At 59.0% G+C, this 20,123-nt stretch carries 21 protein-coding genes; 5 read left to right on the top strand and 16 right to left on the bottom strand.

Translation table 11 applies throughout. From position 1 onward, the window contains the following. Window positions 1-19: 19 nt before the first annotated feature. The 12 genes from ACI3K0_RS11525 to ACI3K0_RS11470 form a co-directional block, all read right to left on the bottom strand. Window positions 20-472, bottom strand: a complete 453-nt coding sequence (locus ACI3K0_RS11525; RefSeq protein ID WP_183823668.1) for a TspO/MBR family protein — start codon at window positions 470-472, stop codon at window positions 20-22. A gap of 37 nt (window positions 473-509) precedes the next feature. Beyond that, on the bottom strand, window positions 510-1,595 hold the full coding sequence (locus ACI3K0_RS11520) for a DUF1513 domain-containing protein (protein ID WP_246435977.1): 1,086 nt from the start codon (window positions 1,593-1,595) through the stop codon (window positions 510-512). Window position 1,596: 1 nt separating this feature from the next. After that, the gene (locus ACI3K0_RS11515) at window positions 1,597-2,709 is read right to left on the bottom strand and encodes an imelysin family protein (protein WP_183823666.1); all 1,113 of its coding nucleotides are present in this window, start codon (window positions 2,707-2,709) and stop codon (window positions 1,597-1,599) included. Continuing rightward, window positions 2,709-4,247, bottom strand: coding sequence for a di-heme oxidoredictase family protein (locus tag ACI3K0_RS11510; RefSeq protein WP_404945340.1), 1,539 nt, complete (start codon window positions 4,245-4,247; stop codon window positions 2,709-2,711). The genes ACI3K0_RS11515 and ACI3K0_RS11510 overlap by 1 nt, the downstream gene beginning before the upstream one ends. 45 nt (window positions 4,248-4,292) lie before the next feature. Continuing rightward, window positions 4,293-5,570, bottom strand: coding sequence for an imelysin family protein (locus ACI3K0_RS11505; protein WP_404945339.1), 1,278 nt, complete (start codon window positions 5,568-5,570; stop codon window positions 4,293-4,295). 127 nt (window positions 5,571-5,697) lie between these two features. Then, window positions 5,698-6,987 carry an RsmB/NOP family class I SAM-dependent RNA methyltransferase gene (locus ACI3K0_RS11500; RefSeq protein WP_183823660.1) on the bottom strand — a complete coding sequence of 430 codons (1,290 nt, stop codon included), beginning with the start codon at window positions 6,985-6,987 and terminating at the stop codon, window positions 5,698-5,700. 120 nt (window positions 6,988-7,107) lie between these two features. Next, a complete protein-coding gene (locus tag ACI3K0_RS11495; RefSeq protein WP_148146046.1) occupies window positions 7,108-7,515 on the bottom strand; it encodes a septal ring lytic transglycosylase RlpA family protein in 408 nt (135 codons plus the stop codon). 381 nt (window positions 7,516-7,896) lie between these two features. Further along, on the bottom strand, window positions 7,897-8,769 hold the full coding sequence (locus ACI3K0_RS11490) for an SDR family oxidoreductase (RefSeq protein WP_183823658.1): 873 nt from the start codon (window positions 8,767-8,769) through the stop codon (window positions 7,897-7,899). Beyond that, window positions 8,769-9,944, bottom strand: a complete 1,176-nt coding sequence (gene queG, locus ACI3K0_RS11485; protein WP_183823656.1) for a tRNA epoxyqueuosine(34) reductase QueG — start codon at window positions 9,942-9,944, stop codon at window positions 8,769-8,771. The genes ACI3K0_RS11490 and queG overlap by 1 nt, the downstream gene beginning before the upstream one ends. Next, window positions 9,925-10,617, bottom strand: coding sequence for a glutathione S-transferase family protein (locus tag ACI3K0_RS11480; RefSeq protein ID WP_148146043.1), 693 nt, complete (start codon window positions 10,615-10,617; stop codon window positions 9,925-9,927). Before ACI3K0_RS11480 ends, queG begins: the two co-directional genes overlap by 20 nt. Before the next feature lie 716 nt (window positions 10,618-11,333). After that, window positions 11,334-12,314 carry a complex I NDUFA9 subunit family protein gene (locus ACI3K0_RS11475; protein ID WP_183823654.1) on the bottom strand — a complete coding sequence of 327 codons (981 nt, stop codon included), beginning with the start codon at window positions 12,312-12,314 and terminating at the stop codon, window positions 11,334-11,336. Between the two features lie 168 nt (window positions 12,315-12,482). Continuing rightward, window positions 12,483-12,770, bottom strand: coding sequence for a DUF1330 domain-containing protein (locus ACI3K0_RS11470; protein WP_148146041.1), 288 nt, complete (start codon window positions 12,768-12,770; stop codon window positions 12,483-12,485). 62 nt (window positions 12,771-12,832) lie between these two features. On the opposite strand from ACI3K0_RS11470, the gene ACI3K0_RS11465 reads away from it, so the two are divergent. Beyond that, complete coding sequence (locus tag ACI3K0_RS11465; protein WP_404945338.1) at window positions 12,833-13,891, top strand: right-handed parallel beta-helix repeat-containing protein; 1,059 nt, start codon at window positions 12,833-12,835, stop codon at window positions 13,889-13,891. 13 nt (window positions 13,892-13,904) lie between these two features. Here ACI3K0_RS11465 and pyrF read toward each other — a convergent pair whose 3' ends face one another. The 4 genes from pyrF to dnaN form a co-directional block, all read right to left on the bottom strand. Beyond that, window positions 13,905-14,615 carry an orotidine-5'-phosphate decarboxylase gene (gene pyrF, locus ACI3K0_RS11460; protein ID WP_404945377.1) on the bottom strand — a complete coding sequence of 237 codons (711 nt, stop codon included), beginning with the start codon at window positions 14,613-14,615 and terminating at the stop codon, window positions 13,905-13,907. Window positions 14,616-14,620: 5 nt separating this feature from the next. Next, on the bottom strand, window positions 14,621-15,208 hold the full coding sequence (locus ACI3K0_RS11455) for a histidine phosphatase family protein (protein WP_404945337.1): 588 nt from the start codon (window positions 15,206-15,208) through the stop codon (window positions 14,621-14,623). A 68-nt stretch (window positions 15,209-15,276) separates the two neighbouring features. Then, a complete protein-coding gene (gene pmtA / locus ACI3K0_RS11450; RefSeq protein ID WP_404945336.1) occupies window positions 15,277-15,870 on the bottom strand; it encodes a phospholipid N-methyltransferase PmtA in 594 nt (197 codons plus the stop codon). A 143-nt stretch (window positions 15,871-16,013) separates the two neighbouring features. Beyond that, window positions 16,014-17,132 (bottom strand): DNA polymerase III subunit beta, encoded by a 1,119-nt coding sequence (dnaN, locus tag ACI3K0_RS11445; protein ID WP_148146037.1) that lies wholly within the window; start codon window positions 17,130-17,132, stop codon window positions 16,014-16,016. Between the two features lie 90 nt (window positions 17,133-17,222). On the opposite strand from dnaN, the gene ACI3K0_RS11440 reads away from it, so the two are divergent. From ACI3K0_RS11440 to ACI3K0_RS11425, 4 genes are all read left to right on the top strand, one after another. Further along, window positions 17,223-17,363 (top strand): hypothetical protein, encoded by a 141-nt coding sequence (locus ACI3K0_RS11440; protein WP_183684929.1) that lies wholly within the window; start codon window positions 17,223-17,225, stop codon window positions 17,361-17,363. Window positions 17,364-17,387: 24 nt separating this feature from the next. Beyond that, a complete protein-coding gene (rsmI, locus tag ACI3K0_RS11435; protein WP_404945335.1) occupies window positions 17,388-18,308 on the top strand; it encodes a 16S rRNA (cytidine(1402)-2'-O)-methyltransferase in 921 nt (306 codons plus the stop codon). After that, window positions 18,308-18,682 carry a YraN family protein gene (locus ACI3K0_RS11430; RefSeq protein WP_404945334.1) on the top strand — a complete coding sequence of 125 codons (375 nt, stop codon included), beginning with the start codon at window positions 18,308-18,310 and terminating at the stop codon, window positions 18,680-18,682. Before rsmI ends, ACI3K0_RS11430 begins: the two co-directional genes overlap by 1 nt. A 129-nt stretch (window positions 18,683-18,811) precedes the next feature. Further along, window positions 18,812-20,110, top strand: a complete 1,299-nt coding sequence (locus ACI3K0_RS11425; protein WP_183824126.1) for an extracellular solute-binding protein — start codon at window positions 18,812-18,814, stop codon at window positions 20,108-20,110. Window positions 20,111-20,123: the final 13 nt, after the last annotated feature.

The raw sequence follows: 20,123 nt of genomic DNA, 5'->3' as shown, positions 1-20,123 counted from the left end.
CGCGACAAAATGACTATTATCAATTCAACAGAACGATCGAAAGGTTCAATACTGCGGCAAATGCAACCCAGAATGCGTAAGGCACGAAAAGCCACGCGGCCTGCCGGTTGGGTCTCCAGCTCATCATGATGAACAGCAGGATGAAGGCCAGCATCGGTACGATGATGACGAGGCCGAGAAGCGGGCTCTGCAGGCCGAAAAAGGCTGGCGACCAGAAGATGTTGAGAAAACCCTGTATGGCGAAGACGATCAGCCGGCCGGTATTGTTCTCATCGAACCATGTCGTGGACAGCGCAACGCCGATCATCACGTAGAGACCCGCCCAGACCGGTGCGAAAACCCAGTCGGGTGGATTGAAGAACGGTTTGTTAAGCGACTGGTACCACTCGCCCGGTGTGTTGGCGTAACTGCTGAGTGCACCGATGGCAACGCAGGTGACAATGAAGAAAGCAAAGGTCAGTATTTTACCCATGGAGGGTGATCTAGGGTCGCTGCAACCTGAGTAAAGATCATTTTATTTGGATAATATGCTGGTCCCAGGCGACGTCGCTGCGTGTGTCGTTGAAGCGGCCATCGTAGGATGACACAGCAATACCGTGGGCCGCAGGCGCCACACCGGCCGCCTCGTGGACGCTCTCTTCTTTCAAGACGATGCCTGTCTTCGCATCGAGTATCACTGACGCACCGCCGATCGGCGAGGTAAGTCCGACGATGTTTTCATGGCGGTTGACGGCAATTGCGCCGACATAGTTGGCAAGCCGCGCCGTCGTTTCATCCGGCAGCGAGAGAAGTGCAATATCCTCGCCCTTCGAGAACCAGCCGGCAAGCGGCGGTGTTTCGTTGCGTGCGCCTTCCCACTGGCAGGCAAACCAGATGCGGCCATTCTCGGCTATATCCAGATGCCGGGTCGAGAGCTTGCTGAGCGAAGACGGCATGCTGTGTTTCTGGATCAGCGTGCCGTTTTTCGCATCGAGCACGACCAGCGATGGTTCCATACGGTCGATGTTGAGCTTGGTGCGGCCGAAATCCGGATGGGTCTCGATGCCGCCATTGGCAATCACCAGAAGAGCACCATCATCCGAGACGGTCATGTCATGCGTGCCGATGCCATGAGCGTCGAATTCGCCGATCCGCCGGAATGCATTGCGGCCGTCATAGAGGCCGATCATGCCGCGATTGCCGTCGAAATCGTTTTCGCTGGCATAAAGAACGGTGCCGTCCGGCGAGAAATGCCCGTGGCCGTAGAAATGCCGGCCCTCCGGCGCGGTGATGACGATCGGCTCCGCCTGTCGAGACGGATCGAACACCATCGCAAACGTGCCGGGTCTACGGGCAAAGGCGACGGCGCGGCCCGTCGTGGAACTGAAAGCCATGCCATGCGCACGGGCGGGCAGGGCCATCCGATCGATGATCTCGCCCCGTTCGGAAACCGTGGCAATGCCGAATGTACCGTCAGAGGCGCGATAACCGGAGGCATAGACCGCATCGGCCCGCTCTAGCGCATAGAGCGATTCGGGAGCGAGCGTGGCCGCAAAACCGATGCCGGCAGCCTTCAGAAACGCCCGGCGGTCGATTGTCTCACCGTTCGAGGCCATCTCAGTCTCCGTCGGCGAAGGAGAAGCCGGAGGAGAGGCCGATCGCGCCGCCATATCCGTCATTGAGCTTGGCGATCACATCCTTGCCATCGACCAGCAGCGTATCGAGCTTTCTGCGTTCGCCCGCGTCCTCTACGGCCTTTTCGAGATCCGGCGTCACTTCACCCGTCAGGGCAGACATGGATTTCAGCTTCTCTTCCGTGGCGGCGACGATCGGCCTGTCCTTTTCAGGAAGAAGCTCGACCATGCCGGATGTCGTCAAAAGTTCGGACAATCCATCAAGATTTGCCTTGATCATAGGCCAAGTATTTTCCGAGCGCCAGAACAGCGCCTGTTTAGGAAATTTCGCCTTGTCCGCCCCCTTGTAGAAGGTCTCGATCCGCTGGTCGCGCACCGCTTCGGCGCCATGCACGAGAATGCCGAGCAGCCCGGTGATCGCTTCACCGCCGGTCCGATAGATGGGATTGTCTGCTCCCGGCTGTTCCCAGGCCTTCTGGATGCCATCCGGTGCATCCCAGATGCCGGATATTTCGGCGGCGACATTCCCGATATTTTCGGCAACGGCAGTGCTGTAACGGCAACGGAAGTCATTTCCGGAAATAAGCGTATCTGAGCCCGTACCGAACAGAAGATATTCCAGTGCGCCCAGCCCTTGCGTCGCGACGCTCTTGGTGGCGAGCGTCTTGGCATCGGTGGCCGTCTCGTCGGATTTGGAAAGAACTGCCTGGACCTGTTTCAGGCCGGTGCTCTTGCGGTCAGGATAAAACAGGATGCGCTCGAACCTGTTCTGCTCGATCACGGGGCCGGTGCGGACGATCTCGATATGCGCCCAACTGGCCGCGAGCTTGCCGAAGCCGGCTTTGGCCGCATCGTAATTGGTTTGAGACGGCGCCGCACAGAGTGTCTTCATCGTCGCCGTCATGTCTTCTGCGGATTTTTGGAACGCGTCATACCCCGGCCGTATGAAGCCATCCACTGCGGCCGTCATCACTTTCGTCACGGTCGCTACCGGAAGTTCGACGGTCGGCGCGGTATCAGCCTCCTGGGCAAACGCGGCGGAAGCGAATGCTGCGGGAAGCAGTGCGATCAGGCTGGCGGCCAAGGTCTTGCGCATCAGAGCGACTCCAGGAAGGTAAGAAGGGCGGTGCGATCCTCTTTGTCCATGGCTGCAAATGCGCTGCGCGCGGATTCCGCCTCGCCACCATGCCAGAGGATCGCTTCGGTAAGATTGCGGGCACGCCCGTCATGCAGGAAGAATGTGTGGTTGTTGACGGTCTTGGTAAGCCCGATGCCCCAGAGCGGCTGGGTGCGCCATTCCTGACCGTTCGCCATCCCCACCTGCTGACCGTCCGCCAGCTCTTCGCCCATGTCATGCAGCAGGAAATCCGAATAGGGCCAGATCAGCTGGAAGGCATGTGCCTTGTTGCCGGCATCGCGGCGGGTGACCAATTTCGGTGTGTGGCAGGCGGTGCAACCGGCCGAATAGAACATCTCCTTGCCTCTCAGCACCGTTGGATCATCGATATCGCGACGCGCCGGCACGGCAAGGTTTTCCGAATAGAAGGTGACGAGCGACAGCACCGGATCGGGCGCTTCGACCGGGCCGAGCCGCTCCTGCACGCCGGTCGGCATGGCAAGACAGGTGGCCTGCGCCTTGGTGCAATCGCCATGCGAAAACGGCGTGTCGGGTGTCGAAATGCCGATATCGCCGGTAAACGCGCCCGAGGATTGGTCGCGGATCGAGGCATTCTGCGCCTTGAAGCCGAACCGTCCGAGTTTCAACTCGCCGGTCATGTGGTCGCGCACCAGCGTCGCCTTGCCGGATATGCCGTCGCCGTCCTTATCGTCTGGATCGGCCTTCGCCAGGATATCGGCCTCGTGGATAGCTTGGATCAGCCCCATGCCGATCATCGGCGGTGCAATACGGGGCGACAGCGTTACATCGCCTTCAAGCGGCCCGTAACCGAGATTGGAAACCGAATAGGTCGGCTTGCGCAGGCTGACGACTTCGCCGTCAACAAGCGTGACCGGAACTTCTTCGTAGGAAATCTCCATCTTCCCTTCCGAGGCAAGCCCCGGAACGGCCAGATCCTGAAACTGCTCGCCATAGACGGCGTCAGGAAAGTTCAGCTTGCGGTAATCGCCGATCGCCTCGCGCTCCTCGTCGGTGCGGGCGGGCCGTGCCAGCCGCAGGAACATCGAGGTTGCATCCGCCGCGCCTTCCGGAGGATGGCCGCGGCCATCCTTCAGGTGACAGCTCTGGCAGGCGCGCGCATTGAACAACGGCCCAAGACCATCGGATGCCTGGGTGGAGGAGGGGGAAGACACCCAGAGCTTGGTGAACAGCGCATTCCCAAGCTTGAAATTCTGCTCTTCCTCGAAGGTGATGTTCGGCGAAAAATGCGAGAACGCATCGCCATTGACGATCGCCTTCGTCGTCGCGGCACCGCCGGACATGGTCTCGAACTGCTCGGCTTTGGAAAAATCCGTCGTCGGCCTCGTCACGCTCGTGACGCGTTTCAAATCCTTCGGATTAAGGTCGGTGCGGGTCTTCGGCAACTGGCTGTCGCTGCCGGTCGCGATCAGCGGCACCAGCACGAGTGCACCGGAAATGAGAGGCAGCAAGTAGGGAAAGGCTCTGAATGCGCCCATGGGTGATCGGGCCTCACCCGGAAGCGAGACCCGCCTTTTCTTCAATTATTTAAAGACAGCATCAGGATTATCGAGGCTGTCGGAACCTTCAAGCTCGATCTTCCCCAGATCCAGCGATGCAATGACGCGCTCGATGCTCTTGGTCTGATCGATCAGGCCGTCGATCGCCTTCTGCACCACCGCATTGCCCTTGGCGTTGTTCTCGCCGATCATCTGGTCATAGGCTTCGACCTTCTGGGCGCGATCCTTCATGACGTTCATCGCCGCAAGCGTTGCATCGAGCTTGCCCTTGATTTCCTTGTCGAGCGCCTTGTCCTTGGCGGCAACGAGGTCGGAAAGCGATGGTCCCTTCATCTTCGTGCCGTCCACACGGGTATATTCACCCGTATAGGCGGACTTGATGCCGATCGCATCGTTGAGATGCGAGGCATAGGTATTGTCGGAGAAGCAATCATGCTCTTCTTCCGGATCATGCAGCAGAAGGCCAAGCTTCATGCGCTCGCCCGCAAGCTCGCCATAGGAGAGCGAGCCCATGCCGGTCAGGATCGCGGTGAGGCCGGCATTGCCGTCGGATTCGACGTTTTTCGTCGCTTCCCCGTCAGGAGCCCAAGCCGTCACCATGTCCTTCAGGTCGGCAATCAGAAGCGTCGATGCAGCCTTCAGATAGGCGGCGCGTCGATCGCAATTACCACCCGTGCAGTTCGCCTTGTCGTAATCGGTATAAGGGCGTTTTCCGGCGCCGGCCTCTGTGCCGTTCAGATCCTGGCCCCAGAGCAGGAACTCGATCGCGTGATAACCGGTTGCGACATTCGCCTCGATCTCGCCCGCCTCGTGCAGGCTCTGGATCGTCTCCGGCGTAATCTCGGTAAGATCGACTTCCTCGCCGTTGATCTTGAGCTTGGGGTTGGCGATCACATTGGCGGTGTAAAGCGCGTTTTCATCGCTTTCGGTGCCGTAAGACGCATCGACATAATCGATCAAGCCTTCGTCGAGTGGCCAGGCATTCACCTTGCCTTCCCATTCGTCGACAATCGGATTGCCGAACCGATAGACTTCCGACTGCTGGTAGGGCACGCGGGCGGCAATCCATGCTGCCTTGGCGGCTTTCAGCGTCGCGTCGCTGGGCTTGGCGATCAGGGCGTCGATCGCCTTGTCGAGAGCCTGCGCCGTCGTCAGCGAGTCCTCGTATTTCGCCTGCGCCAATTCGGCATAGTGCTTCAGCACGGCGGCCGGTGTAGTTTCTGCACGGGCCGGTATCGACGTGAACACCGTCGAGGCGGCAAAAAGCGCCATAGCGGCGCCGAGCAAGGTTTTACGGGTCATGTCCCTCTCCTTCGCGGCGCCGATCCCACGACGTCGCCAATGAGAGTTCTTGGCGCGAATTAAAAGTGGTGTCAAACGTTCTAGTTTAGAACGATTTGAAGTTATGGTTGATCCGCGCGGCCGAAATTTACACCTTGCGTTGCATGCGGCAGAAAAAGAATCCGTCCGTATCGGTACTTGCGGGTGACAGCGTGATCGTGCCTGCAGCCGCAACGCGAGGACGGGGTGCCTGAGCGCCGAATATTTTCGTCCAGTCGTCGGCGACGGAGGTGATCGCGAAAGCCGGGTTCTCAGTGCAGAAACGCTCGACCTGGCGATCATTTTCTTCCGGCAGCACCGAGCAGGTGACGTAAAGCAATGCCCCGCCGGGCTTCACGAACTTTGCCGCCTCGCCAAGCGCGTCCTGCTGCTGGGAAATCCGTTCATCGAGGTTCTTCTGCGTCAGTCGCCATTTGGTGTCCGGGCGACGGCGCCATGTGCCGGTGCCGGTGCAGGGCGCATCGACGAGAACGGCATCCAGCTTGTCCTTCAGGGCATCGAGCTGGCGCGGGTCGTCATGAACCTGGACATTGCGGGTGCCGGCACGGCGCAGACGCTCGATGATCGGCGCAAGGCGCTTGCGGTCGGCATCATAGGCATGAACCTGACCCTTGTTATGCATGGCGGCCGACATGGCGAGCGTCTTGCCGCCACCGCCGGCGCAATAATCCAGCACCTGGTCGTGTTCGCCGGGCTGAACCAGATCGGCGACGATCTGCGAGCCCTCGTCTTGAACCTCGAACCAGCCCTTCTGGAAGGAAAGCTCGGCCGTCACGTTCGGCAGGCGCGATGCGCCTTCGCCGGCTGCGATGCGGATGCCGTTGCGGGCGATTGCGGCTGCCTTTGCGCCGGAGCGCTCCAGCGCTTTCACCACCTTGTCGCGGTTGGCCTTCAGCGTATTGGCGCGAAGATCGAGCGTCGGGCGGTCGGCAAGCGCTTTGGCTTCTGAGAGCCAGTTCTCGCCAAAATTGGTTTCGAATGAAGGCTGTACCCAGTCCGGGATATCACCCTGCACATGCAAAGGCGCATCACTAAGATTACGGCTGGAGAAAGCGGCAATATGAGCGTCGGTCAGTGCCGGCGGTGCAAACTTGTCGTCGGCAAATTCGGCTGCAAGCGTCTCGGTGGTAAAACCCCACTGGCGCAGCAGGACAGAATAGGCAAGTGCAACGGGACTTTCGTCATCCATCAGCCAGGCATGGGAAAGCCGCATGCGAAGCGCGTCGTAGACGATATTGCCGATGGCTGCCCGGTCGCCGGAGCCGGCGAAACGGTGGGCAAGGCCCCAGTCTTTCAGTGCATCCGCCACCGGGCGTTTGCGTTCTTCGATATCGGCCAGAACTTCAATTGCTCCAGCTACTCGCCCGCCCAGTCGCATGTGATACTCCGTATCGGTTGAACCCGTATGGAGCCGGTCGTAACCGCGATCGGGCAGAAGGGCAAGAGGGAGGCCTGCCGCAGCAAGGCCTGTACCTTGAAGTTCGAAGTGTCGAATGGCTTAGCCGTCGACGCCCTTGATGCCCTTGCCTGCAACCTTCTGGGTGTCGGCAACAATCTGATAACAGACCTGCGCGGTACCGGATGACACCATGCCGATGTTCTGGGCTGCAGCCTTGGATACGTCGATAACCCGGCCGCGGATGAATGGCCCGCGATCGTTGATGCGCACGATCACGCTTTTGCCGTTGCGCTTGTTGGTCACCAGTACCTTGGTGCCGAAGGGCAGCGAGCGATGCGCGGCGGTGAGCTTGGCCGCATTCATCCGTTCACCGGATGCGGTCTTGGAAGTGAGAGCATACCAGGATGCGTGTCCGCATCCGGGCGCCGCATTGGCTGGCGCCTGGCCGAGTAGTGCAAAAGCAGCAATGGCGGCCGTGGCGGCAGTTAGGCGTCGAACTATTTTCAAGTCGGTCGTCCCCGTCGTTAAGTCCCTGCACGTTGCGTGCAATTGGCTTAGGCGAGGCGAAAAATGGCGAAAACGTGGGATTTTATATCACGGAGTGTTAATGACCGTAACATTTGTGATTACATTGCTATCGATCTTTTTAACGAGCCGGCTAATTGATGTTGGAATAAAACCTTAGGAATCAGTCGGTAAACGGAATCACGTTCCTGCAAGATTCCGTGATGCGCCGCGATCACAAAATGACGCGAAAAAAATTTGTTGTCGCACGGTGATTTCTGCCCAAATTGGACAGATTATGTGGCGCATTGCCGTAAGGATTAAGAAATATTAACTCGAAAGATGCCTAAGGATGGAAATTTCAACCGTTTCAAAATGGGATTTTCAGCCGCGCCAGATAGTCTCCGACCACATTTGGGCGAGTGAAGTGTGGTAATTGGGGAATGCAAACTGGAAACCCAGCGAACGGATTTTTTCATTCGAGACACGCTTGTTGGCGCCATAGAAAGAGCGTGCCATGGGCGTCATGTCGGCGCTGTCGAAATCCACTTCCGCTGGCGGCTCGACACCCATCAGGCGGGCGGCCTCCGTGATCACATCCTGGGGCGCACAGGGTTCGTCGTCCGTCACATTATATATGCCGGCAAGATTACGCTCCGCGAGAAACAGCGTGGCGCTGCCGATATCCTCGACGCGGATACGGTTGAATACCTGGTCCTTCTTTATGATGCGGCGTGCGGTGCCACGGTCGAGATTGACGAAGGCGTTGCGCCCCGGTCCATAAATGCCGGAAAGGCGCAGCGCCGCGACCGGCATGCCCGCAATGCGACCCTGCTCGGCCCATGCCTCTTCCGTGTCGACGCGCTCGATCGACCGACCAAGGATCGGGCTTCCCGGCGTTTCTTCCGTCACCCAGCCGCCGCCATGATCACCATAAACGCCGACTGTCGATAGATAACCAATCCATTTCAGCTTCGGGCAGAGCGCCGCAAGCCGACCGGAAACGAGCTGTAGTAAAGGATCGTGCTCCTTGCCGGGCGGGATCGACTGAACGAGATGGGTGACATCCCGCAGTGCCGCCAGCAATTCCGGGCTGAACGCAGTGCCGTCGAAGATGTAAGGCTTGATATGATGCGATGCGAGCGCTTCGGCGCCTTCAAGCGTGCGGACTGTACCGGCAACGGAAAAGCCCTTTTCCGCAAAGGCTTTCGCAATCGCCTTGCCCGAATAACCGCATCCGAAGATCATCACCGTCATCAATCCACTCCTGCCATCTGCCATTCCCGGCGAACCTCGGGATCATTATCTGCTGAGCGGCCTCTCGCGAATGCGGCAAACGCGCCATCGTCCATCAGCTGCCTCAAGGCCCAGACCGCCATGCCGCGCACGATAGGAGAAGCGTCATCGGCAAGAAGGTGACATTGCGCGATGAACTGGCGATCACCGGAATTGCCGGCTGCGATCAGCACATTGCGAACAAAACGGTCGCGCCCGATACGTTTGACCGGCGAACCCGAGAAGAAGGTGCGAAACGCCGGATCGTCCAGCGTCAGCAGAAAGGCGATCGACGGTTCCTTCAGATCATCGCGCGCCTTGAGCTTCATCTCGGAGGCGCTGGCGGCAAACTTGTTCCACGGACAGGCTGAGAGACAGTCATCGCAGCCGTAGATGCGATTGCCGATCAGCGGCCGGAATTCCGCATCGATCGGCCCTTTGTGCTCGATCGTCAGATAGGAAATGCAGCGCCGCGCATCCAGCCGGTAAGGGGCCGGGAATGCGGCTGTCGGACAGGCATCGAGACAGGCTCGGCAGGAGCCGCAATGATCCTTCTCCGAACTGTCGATCAAAAGTTCGGCGGTGGTGAAAAGGCTGCCGAGAAACAGCCACGACCCATGGGTTCGGCTGACGAGATTGGTATGCTTGCCCTGCCAGCCAAGCCCCGCCGCCTCCGCCAGCGGTTTTTCCATGACGGGCGCGGTGTCGACGAAGACCTTGACGTCTTCGCCCGCACGCGCTGAAAACCGAGTGGCGATTTCCTTCAATCGCCCCTTGATGACGTCATGATAATCGCGATTGCGCGCATAGACTGAGATCGCCGCCTTGTCCTTCATGGACTGGAGATAGCGCGGATCCTCCTCGGGGCCGTAGTTCAGCCCGAATATCACAATCGAACGCACTTCGCTCCAAAGTGTCTTGGGATCTGCGCGGCGCTCTTTCGTTTCCGCCATCCAGTCCATCGTGCCGTGATGGCTGTCGTCGAGAAATACGGAGAGCCTCTCCGGTGCGCGCGGAATGCTTGTCGGCAGGGTGATGCGACAGAGATCGAAGCCCTGAGTGATGGCTTCCTCGCGAATGAAGGCGGTCAGCTTCTCCCGCCGGCGAAGCGCCTTATCGTCTCCGGCTTTGTCGGCGCTAGAAATCGAGGTCCGCATAATGGGAGACCGGAGTCAGGCCGCGAATGCGCTCGGCAAGCATCGGGCGGAAGGAAGGACGCGATTTCAATCGCTGGTACCAATCTTTGGCGATAGGGAAATCCGACCATTCGATTTCGCCGAGATAGTCGAGAACGGAAATCGAGGCCGCAGCAGCCAGATCCGCATAGCTCAGCCGTTCACCGGCAAGCCACTGGCGGGAGCCTGCAAGCCAGGACAGATATTTCATGTGCTGACGGATATTGGCGCGCGAGGTGCGCAGCGCCTTTGAATCCGGCGCGCCGCCGCCCTGCGCTGCTGTCATCTGCAGCTTGTAGACCCGTTCGCGGGTCAGCGGCCGGGTCACGTCCTGCTCCATCTTCTGCAGGAACCATTCTGTCAGTCGGCGGATTTCAGCGCGGTGCCAGGGATCTTCCGCCAAAAGACGGCGCTCGCGCTTCAGCACGCCATGGGTTTCGTCGAGAAACTCCATCAGCACCGAGGGACCACAGAGCACACGCATGCTGTCATCGACATAGACGGGAAGCGTCGCTGCCGGATTGATGCTGAGAAATTCCCGCCGCTTTTCCCATGGCTGCTCTTCGACCAGATCGGCCTGAAATCCATACTCGGCAAGGATCAGGCGAACAAATCGCGAGGCGGACGACATGGGATGGTGGTAGAGGGTGGGCATCGGGCTTTGGGCTTCGGCTATTGTGTGCGGGGTGTGGGTGGCGTAGGCTTATATCGCGCCCGCCTGACTTAAGGTCAGCTATATGGACTTGATAGGGCCAACACAAGCAAGCGGCATAAATTCGCGACAAGTCGCAAACTGCCTGCATTTCGTCAGCAAATAATTAAGAACGATTGCAATTGCTGGTAACCGTGCGAATTGCGGGGCTTGCGGCCGGTTTTCCTAAGGCTCTCGGCTACGCCGCCATTTAAATATGAGAGCTAAGCCGGGATGGCGTTCGGCGCTAAAAAAGAGCGGCTTGTCGCCGCTCTCGTGTCTCGTTTAGCGAGGAATGGATGCCGTGGCGCAAGGGTCGACGCCGTAAGCCGGAGCGCAACCTTCCTTGCCGCTTGCGGCGGTCTGGGGCGCCATGAAAGAGCCCGCGAGAATAACAAGTGCCGCGCATGCAAAGAAAAGGGCGATAGGCTTGCCCATGAAAGACGCCTTTCAAACAGGTGATTTGCAGTGAACTAATTTCGTGCGACCGATTTATTGGTCACCGCTTCTGAATTCAATAACGGTTTTTGCTAAACCTGCGGTTAACGCACACTCATTCGCGTGTGAGGACTTTATGCCACATCGACAATTGTCAAGTTGCATAAATCCAAGGCTTTAGAAGCGCCTGCCCGATAGGCAGGCACCCGAAGCGCGCTGAATGAAAATAACAAAAGCTAAATTCAGGCCGCTTTGCCGCTGCCGGTGAACTGGCCCTGCGGACGGAAGTGCACGAGGTAGGATGCAAGGATCGAGCCGGGAACGACCGGACGAATGCCAAGCCCGCAGAGCGTGCGGCCTTCCTTGATCGCGTTTTCGGAGACGACGTTGTCGCTCTTCAGTAGTTCCACCTGGTCGGCAGTGACCGGCGGCTTCACGAACGGGATCATGGACGCGATGCTGCCGATCGTCGAGGCGATGCCGAAGGGCAGCGAGATCAGCGCGCGATCGCGGCAGGTCACGCGCAGCACGGTCTCGAGACAGTCGCGGAAAGTCATCACCTCGGCGCCGCCGAGTTCATAGGTCGTGCCGGGTGTCAGCGTGCCATCGACCGAGCGGCCGACCACTTCGGCCACGTCCTCGACATAGACCGGCTGCAGCTTGGTCTTGCCGCCGCCGATTAGCGGCAGTGCCGGAAGCTGGCGAGCCATGGCGGCAAACCTGTTGAAGAAATTGTCTTCCGGCCCGAAAACGATCGACGGCCGCAGGATCACGGCGTCGGGGATCAGGGAGAGGATGCTTGCTTCGGCGCGGCCCTTGCTGCGGGCATAGGAGGAGCCGGAATTGGCGTCGGCACCGATCGCCGAAATATGGGTGAACTTGGCGCCGGCCTTGGCGGCAGCTTCTGCAATCGAGCGCGCCCCGGTGTCCTGGATCGCATCAAACGTGTTGCGACCGCTCTCGAACAGAATGCCGACGCAGTTGACCACATGGGCCGCGCCTTCCACGGCGCGGTCAATGGACTGGCGATAGCGAAGATTGGCCTGAACCAGCGAAATCTGGCCGACATATCCGGCCGGCAGAAGGAAACCCGCGAGATCCGGGCGGCGCACAGCGACCCGCACGCGATAACCGCGCTTTACCAGCGTCCGGACCACATGGCGACCTACGAAACCCGATCCTCCGAAAACGGTAACGAGCGGCGGAAGATTGTTCACGGTCATGGTCTGCCCCGAAAGCTGTCTCTTACTCATTGGTCTTTAGCTTAAACCTCAACGTGGTGGAAGAGACTTGCGCGCCCCAGATGTCGCAAGTCTCCTGGAGCATCGACACGAAAACCGGAATCGGTTTCGGAAAGTACGATGCGCAGGTTATGAAGCGCCGTAGGCGTGTCAGATCCCCTGCACGACCACCATCTCGCCATCGGCGACTTCCTGCCGGATTTTTGCGGCAATCTGGTATTCCGGCGAGTTGTAGCAATCGATAGCGGCCTGCATCGACGGAAACTCGATCACGACATTGCGATGGCGTGACGAGCCTTCGAGTTCTTCCGCTGCGCCGCCGCGCGCCAGAAAATGGGCGCCATATTTCTCGAATGCCGGTTTTGCAGCTGCCACATAATCCTTGTAGCGCTCGGGATCATGCACATCCATTCGTGCGATCCAATATCCCTTGGTCATCAAATATCCTCCTCTCCAGTTTAGGTATATTCGAGATCGGGCGAATCAGGAGGCAAGTCAATATGGTGCGCTACGCATTCCCTTTGGCAGCGAGTGTATTTCTGGCGATCGGCTCGCCGATATTCACCGGATTATCCGATGCGCGGGCCGATGCCTGCCCGGCAAACGTCATGGATGCGCTTCGTGCGCCGGGCAAGAAGGATTCAAAACCGGTCGATATTCGATGCGACGTCAGCCTGAACAAGGGAGACAAGATCACCCAGCGCATCACGTTTTCGGGCAGTCGTGCTTCTGGCGTGGTTTTCGATTGCAACGGCGCGATGATCGACGGCACTGGAACCAAGGCGAGGACGGTGCTGATCCAGTCCCGCAAGGGAAGCGACGGAAAATGGGACGTGCCGACCGACATCACCATTCGCAATTGCCAGATCAAGGGTGATCTGCGCATCCAGGGCCTGGGCAATAACGGCCAGGCAAAGGAAGTGAAGGCATCCTCGAACCGGGACGGACATACGCAGCGGGCACAGGCGGCAGCGCCGACCGGCGTCCTGCTCGACAACATTACATTCTCTGGCAGTGTCGGGGTGCCGCTCTATCTCGCGCCCGGCGTGACACGAGTCACACTGCAGAATTCCCGCTTCACCGGCAAGGCAAGCTCGACCATCGTTTATCTCGATGCGGAATCGGCCGGAAATGTCATCACCGGCAATACGTTTTCGGCCCGCCCCGAATGGCGGGAAGTCATTGCCGTCGACGGATCGGCGAACAATCGCATCGAGAACAATACATTCGTGAACCCGCTCAGTGGCGGTATTTATCTTTACCGCAATTGCGGCGAGGGCGGCACGTTCCGCCATCAATCACCGCAGGGCAATACCATCCGCGGCAACACGTTTCAGTATCAGGTGCCGGTCGCACGTCCTGCCGTGTGGATCGGCAGTCGGGAAGGACTCAGCATGTTCAACAGCTATTGCCTCGTCCAGCCCAAGATGTTGCTCGGGGGTCTGGATCACGATGACGGCGCTAACAACAATACGGTTACGGATAACCGCCTGATCGGCGGCTCTCCGAACCTGATTGTCGATGACGGTGCACGCAATCGGGTCGCTAACAATCGCTAGTTAGCTACGCGCATCAGGCGTCGTTTGCTGGCCAGAGAGCCTCGCGCATTTCGGCAAGAATTGCTTCGGCGGATGCTTTCGGGTCTTCAGCCTTGACGATAGGGCGGCCGACGACGAGATGCGTCGAGCCTGCTTTCAGGGCGTCGAATGGCGTCACGACACGTTTCTGATCGCCTGCATCTGCGCCTTTCGGGCGAATGCCCGGCGTAACGATTGCCATATCGGCGCCGACGATTTCGCGCACGGCAGCGGATTCTTCGGCCGAGCAGACGATGCCGCCCATGCCGGCGTCGCGTGCTTGCGCCGCACGGGTGCGAACCAGCTGCTCCGGCGTCTGGGCATAACCTGCCTCTGTAACGTCCGCAGCATCCATCGAGGTCAGCACGGTGACGCCGAGCAGGCAGAGATCCGAACCTTTGGCAGCCTCCACCGCAGCCCGCATCGCCTTGGGATAGGCGTGCAGCGTCAGCATGGTCATGCCCATCTTGGCAATGTTCTCGACGCCTTTGGCCACCGTGTTGTCGATGTCGAGCAGCTTCATGTCGAGGAAGATCTGCTTACCGTCCTTGGCGAGGTCACGGGCAAATTCCAATCCGCCGGCAAACACCAGCTGGTAGCCAATCTTGTAGAAGGAAACGCTCTCGCCGAGCGTGGCGACCATTCTTTCGGCCTCGGAAACGGTCGGGATATCGAGGCCCACGATCAGTCGGTCACGCGCTTGCATGTTGGTCATTCCCCTTGCCATGTTTCTATCGGGGTCCAGTCGCATGAGACGGTCCGATCTGCAAGGGAGAAGCAGAAGAGATTTCCGCCGCCGCCCGGTTGATCATGGCTTCTTGTGATCGGGATTTGCAGCAGATGGCATTTCAGAAGCGTTCCGACACCACCATGGCCGACAAAGGCGATCGGCATGTCGGGATTGTGATCGGATAGGATGCGATCGAAAGCTGAAACGATGCGGGCCTGCGCATCCACGGCCGTTTCCCAACCCTTAAAACTCTCCGTCGGATTGGCGAAGAACCAGTCTGCCGCCGCCTCGAATTCCGGCGGTGCGAGAAAGCCGGTCGCCGACCGGTCGTTTTCATGCGTGTCGGGAGCAAGCATGATCGAGACGTCGGCAACGGCCGCCAGGATCTCGGCCGTTTCGATCGCCTTGGTCTCGTCGCTCGAAACGATCTGGCCAAGCTTTTGCGCCCAAGGCTGCTGCGCAGCCTTCTCGGCGCGCTGCCGGCCGATATCCGAAAGGCTCCATTGCGGCACCGGTACATCAGGATCGATGCGCACCTGAGGGTGAGTGATATAAAGGCCGAAGGTCATGTCGGTCAAAACTCCAAAGCGGGTCGAAATCGATCCCGCTTACCTCGGCTGATTGACGCGCGTGTGAATTACGCCCTTGTATAGGTCCACAGCTGCGCCGGCGGTATATTCCGCACGACGAAATCGTAATGCTTGATCTTGTAGCGATCCGGATTGGCGATGATCGGCGAGACCGGGCCATAGGTGATCTGCATCACCGGCCGTCCGGCCGGCATGCGGTCGAGCAGGTCTTCCAGAAGCGCGATGCGGCTTTCCATCGGAAAGCTCAGCATCGGGATGGCGGAGATCACACTGTCGAAGATGACCGACTTCATCTCGCCAAGCGTCTTGTCGAGTTCGAAAGCGTCGCCATTGATGAAGTGCACGCCTTCATAGGTCTTGATCAGGTTCCGGTAGAAATCCGTCGAATACTCGATCGAAACCAGGTTTTCCGGTGCGATGCCGCGTTCCAGGATCGCCTTGGTGATGACGCCGGTGCCTGGGCCGAGTTCAAGCACGGGCAGGCCTGATGAAGGGTTGATGACGCTCGCCATGCGCTTGGCGGTGACGGAGGAGGTCGGGCAGATAGCACCTACGCTTTTCGGGCCATCCATCCAGCCCTTGAAGAAACGGATTTCCTCGTCGAACTTACGGCCGAGCCGTTCCTTCAAGCGTAATTCCATCTAGTTACCTCTCCCGGTTTTCAAGCCTATTTGGTCGTCTGGCCGCAGGGGTCAAGGTCGATGACGCAAAGGCAGGCAAGAATGTCGCAATTAGAAAACGGCATAAACAAGGCGGCTCGGAATTTCCGGCCGCCTCGATTGTCTTAAACGCGCATTGGCATAAGCACGTAGAGAGCATCGTCTCCCGCAGTATCTCTGACCAGTGTCGGCGAACCCGCATCCGCCAGCATGAAGATGGCGTCGTCGCCCGAAAGCTGGGCTGTGATGTCGAGCAGATATTTTGCGTTGAAGCCGATTTCCATCGGGTCGTTTTCATATCCGACCGCGACTTCTTCCGTGGCGCTGCCCGAGTCCGGGTTGTTGACCGTCAGCATCAGCTGGCCTTCCGTCAGGGCAAGCTTTACCGCACGGCCGCGCTCGGACGAAATGGTCGAAACGCGATCGACGGCCTTGGTGAAGGTCTGGCAATCGACGCGCATTTCCTTGTCGTTGCCGGTCGGGATAACGCGCTGGTAATCCGGGAAGGTGCCGTCGATCAGCTTCGACGTCATGATGATGTCGGCGATCGATAGACGGATCTTTGCGTCGGAAACCTCGACGGTGACCTGTGCTTCCGGATCGTCGACCAGCTTCTGCAGCTCGCCAACGGTCTTGCGCGGAATGATGATGCCCGGCATGCCTTCCGAACCGGAAGGCGCCTGCACGTCGGCGCGCGCCAGACGGTGACCGTCGGTCGCAACAGCACGCAGCTTCAGGTCGCCGTCGGCCTCGATCGTGTGGAAGAAGATGCCGTTCAGGTAATAACGGGTCTCTTCCGTCGAGATCGCGAACTGGGTGCGGTCGATCAGCATCTTGAGATCGGTCGCCTTCAGCTTGAACGTGTGGCTGAACGAACCGGCGGTCAGATCCGGGAAATCCGTTTCCGGCAGGCATTGCAGCGAGAATTTCGAACGGCCGGACTGGACCGTCATCGAGCCGCCGTCCGGATTGGTGGCAAGCAGAACTTCCGAACCGTCGGGCAGCTTGCGGACGATTTCGTAGAGAAGATGCGCGGGAACCGTGGTGGCGCCGGCCTGCTCGACCATCGCCGGAACGGCTTCGGTGATTTCCAGATCCAGATCGGTCGCCTTCAGCTCGACGCTCGCGTCGGAGGCGCGCATCAGCACGTTGGAAAGGATCGGGATTGTGTTGCGGCGCTCGACCACGCGGTGCACGTGGCTCAACGATTTCAGAAGATTGGACCGCTCGAGAGTAATACGCATGGACTCAACCGCTTTCGACCTGGGCGTCCCGGGAGGTGGGGCACCTGATATTCTTCGGCTTTCGCAAGCCGGACGATGTGGACGGGCAAAATGGCAGAGATCGACCTTTCAACGCAAGAGGATAAGCGGGAAGTCTGCTTCATTTCGGCACTCGCGACGGAGCTGCACACAGAAAACTTGGCCTTCTGCCGCTTGCAGGCCGCCATCGCCTTGACCATAAAGGGCTTATGATCATCCAACTGAATTGAAAAGCTCGTGGCTGGACCCTCTGAAGCGACCCGGGGTTACCGTGTTGCCAACACTTTCGTGCCATCGCGCCCGCTGGAGCCGGCGCTGTATCTGGTTGCAACGCCGATCGGTAATCTCGGCGACATCACGCTGCGCGCGCTGGAAACGCTCGCCGGTGCCGACGTGCTGGCCTGCGAGGACACGCGCGTCACTCGTGTGCTTCTTGACCGTTACGGCATCGCCAACAAGCCCTATGCCTATCACGAACATAATGCCGACGAGATGGGGCCCAGGCTGCTGGCGGCGCTGGAACAGGGCAAGTCCGTGGCACTGGTCTCCGATGCCGGCACGCCGCTTGTCTCCGATCCGGGTTATCGGCTCGGCCAACTGGCCATCGAGGCGGGCCATCGGGTAGTCCCCATTCCCGGCGCTTCGGCGCCTCTCGCCGCGCTGGTTGCTTCCGGTCTTCCGAATGATGCTTTCCTATTTGCCGGGTTTCTGCCGGTGAAGGAAAAAGGACGCCGCGACCGACTGGCGGAACTGTCGAAAATTCCAGCAACGCTGATATTCTTTGAATCTCCGCATCGCATTACCGCGACGCTGGCCTCCGCCGCCGATGTTCTGGGGCCGGGCCGCGCGGCTTGTGTCGGTCGCGAACTGACCAAGGCCTTCGAGGAGATCAGCCGCGCGTCGCTCGGAGAGCTTGCTGAAGCCTTCGATGGTCGCAACGTCAAGGGTGAGATCGTCTTCCTCGTCGGTCCGCCTGCCTATGATGATGTGCCGGCGGCTGTCGATGTCGATGTGCTGCTGGAAGAGCTGGCGTCTTCCATGCCCGCGGCGAAGGCTGCGGCGGAAGCGGCGCGTCTGACGGGCCTCTCAAAGCGGGATCTCTATCAGCGGCTGGTCACCATGAAAGATGCCGCCATGAAGGGAAAGGATGAGGGCTGATGGGGCGCGGAGCCGAGGACAGGCGGCATAAACGCCGGCGCGCCGAACGGCGCGGCCACGTCTCCGAATATCTCGCAGCTCTCTATCTTCTCTTTAAAGGGTATCGGATCCTGGAGTTCCGATACCGGACACGGCTCGGCGAAATCGATATCGTCGCCCGCAAAAACACTCTTATCCTGTTTGTCGAGGTTAAGGCGCGCGCCCGAGAAGCTGACGCGATCGATGCGCTCGGTTACGGCGCCCAAAGGCGAATAAGGGCTGCCAGCGATATCTGGCTGTCGCGCCGCCGCGATGCCCATCGTCTCTCCTGCCGATATGACATCATTGCCGTTTTGCCCTGGCGTTTGCCCCGGCATTTCCCCGATGCTTTTTGACGGGGATGTGAAGTTTTTGCAAAGCTGTGCAACGTCACAAATCTGAAATGGAATTGTTAAGAGCCTGTCATGGGCAGGCCCTATTGCGATCCTCGATCCAACCAAGGCGGAGAGGACGTAACCATGACCATGATCAAGAAATTTTCGATGGCCGCGATGGCAGTTGCAATGTCTGCAACATCCTCGCTCGCAGCAACAAACATCACCTGGTGGCACGGCATGGGCGGCCGTAACGGTGAAGTCATCAACGAAGTGTCGCAGAAGTTCAACGCTTCGCAGACCGCTTGCGCTCTGACTCCGATCTCCAAGGGCACCTACGAAGAAGCTCTGGCAACCGGTATCGCCGCTTTCCGTTCGGGCGAACAGCCGAACATCCTGCAGGTATTCGATGCCGGTGCTGCCACCATCATCAACGCCAAGGGCGCAACCGTCGCCGCCGAAGACCTGATCAACAATGCAGGTTACAAGTTCGACCGCAATGCGTTCATCGAGGGCGTTCGCTATTTCTACGCTGACTCGAAGGGCAAGTTCATCGGCATGCCGTTCAACTCTTCGGCTCCGATCATGTACGTCAACCCGCAGGCTTTCGAAAAGGCCGGCGTTGCCGTGCCGAAGACCTGGGAAGAGTTTGAAGCTGTTGCTCCCAAGCTCAAGGAAGCCGGCTTCATCCCGATGACCGCTTCGCAGCTCACCTGGCAGTTCACCGAGAATTTCTTCTCGCGCCAGAACATCCAGTTCGCCAACAACAACAACGGTTACGACAGCGTTGTCGACACCAAGATGAACCTCACCGACAAGAACCTTGTCATGATGTTCGAAAAGCTGAAGGCCTGGTCTGACGCAGGTCTCTACAAGTTCTACGGCGCAAGCTGGAACGACAACCAGAAGCCTTTCGAAGAAGGCAAGGTTGCCATGTGGATCGGTTCTTCTGGCTCCTTCGGTGGCCTGCAGAAGACCGCTTCCATGCCGTTCTCGGCTGATTTCCTGCCCTACTGGTCGAGCATCAAGGGCGCCGGCACCAACACCTTCATCGGTGGTGCGGCTCTCTTTGCAATGGCCGGCAAGCCGGAAGCCGAAAACAAGTGCACGGCAGACTTCTTCCAGTTCCTGACCTCGCCGGAAATCCAGAAGTTCTACCACCAGGCTACCGGTTACGTCGCCATCACCAAGGCTGCATACGAGCTGGCCAAGTCTGAAGGCTACTACGAAAAGACCCCGGTTGCCGAAGTCGGCATCAAGCAGCTGATGCTGCCGTCGGGCGAATGGTCCAAGGGCTACCGTCTTGGCTTCTACCCGCAGATTCGTTCCATCATGGAACGCGAATACAACAAGATCTTCTCGGGTGAAACGACCGTCCAGAAGGCCTTCGAAACCATCGAGAAGGAAGGCAACGACCTTCTCACCCGTTTCGCCAAGACCGCCGGCTGATAGCCATCTCCCA

It is taken from the genome of Rhizobium sp. ZW T2_16 (genome assembly GCF_044987325.1).
Classification (GTDB): Bacteria; Pseudomonadota; Alphaproteobacteria; order Rhizobiales; family Rhizobiaceae; genus Neorhizobium; species Neorhizobium cellulosilyticum.
This window is presented reverse-complemented; position numbering and strand designations above follow the sequence as displayed.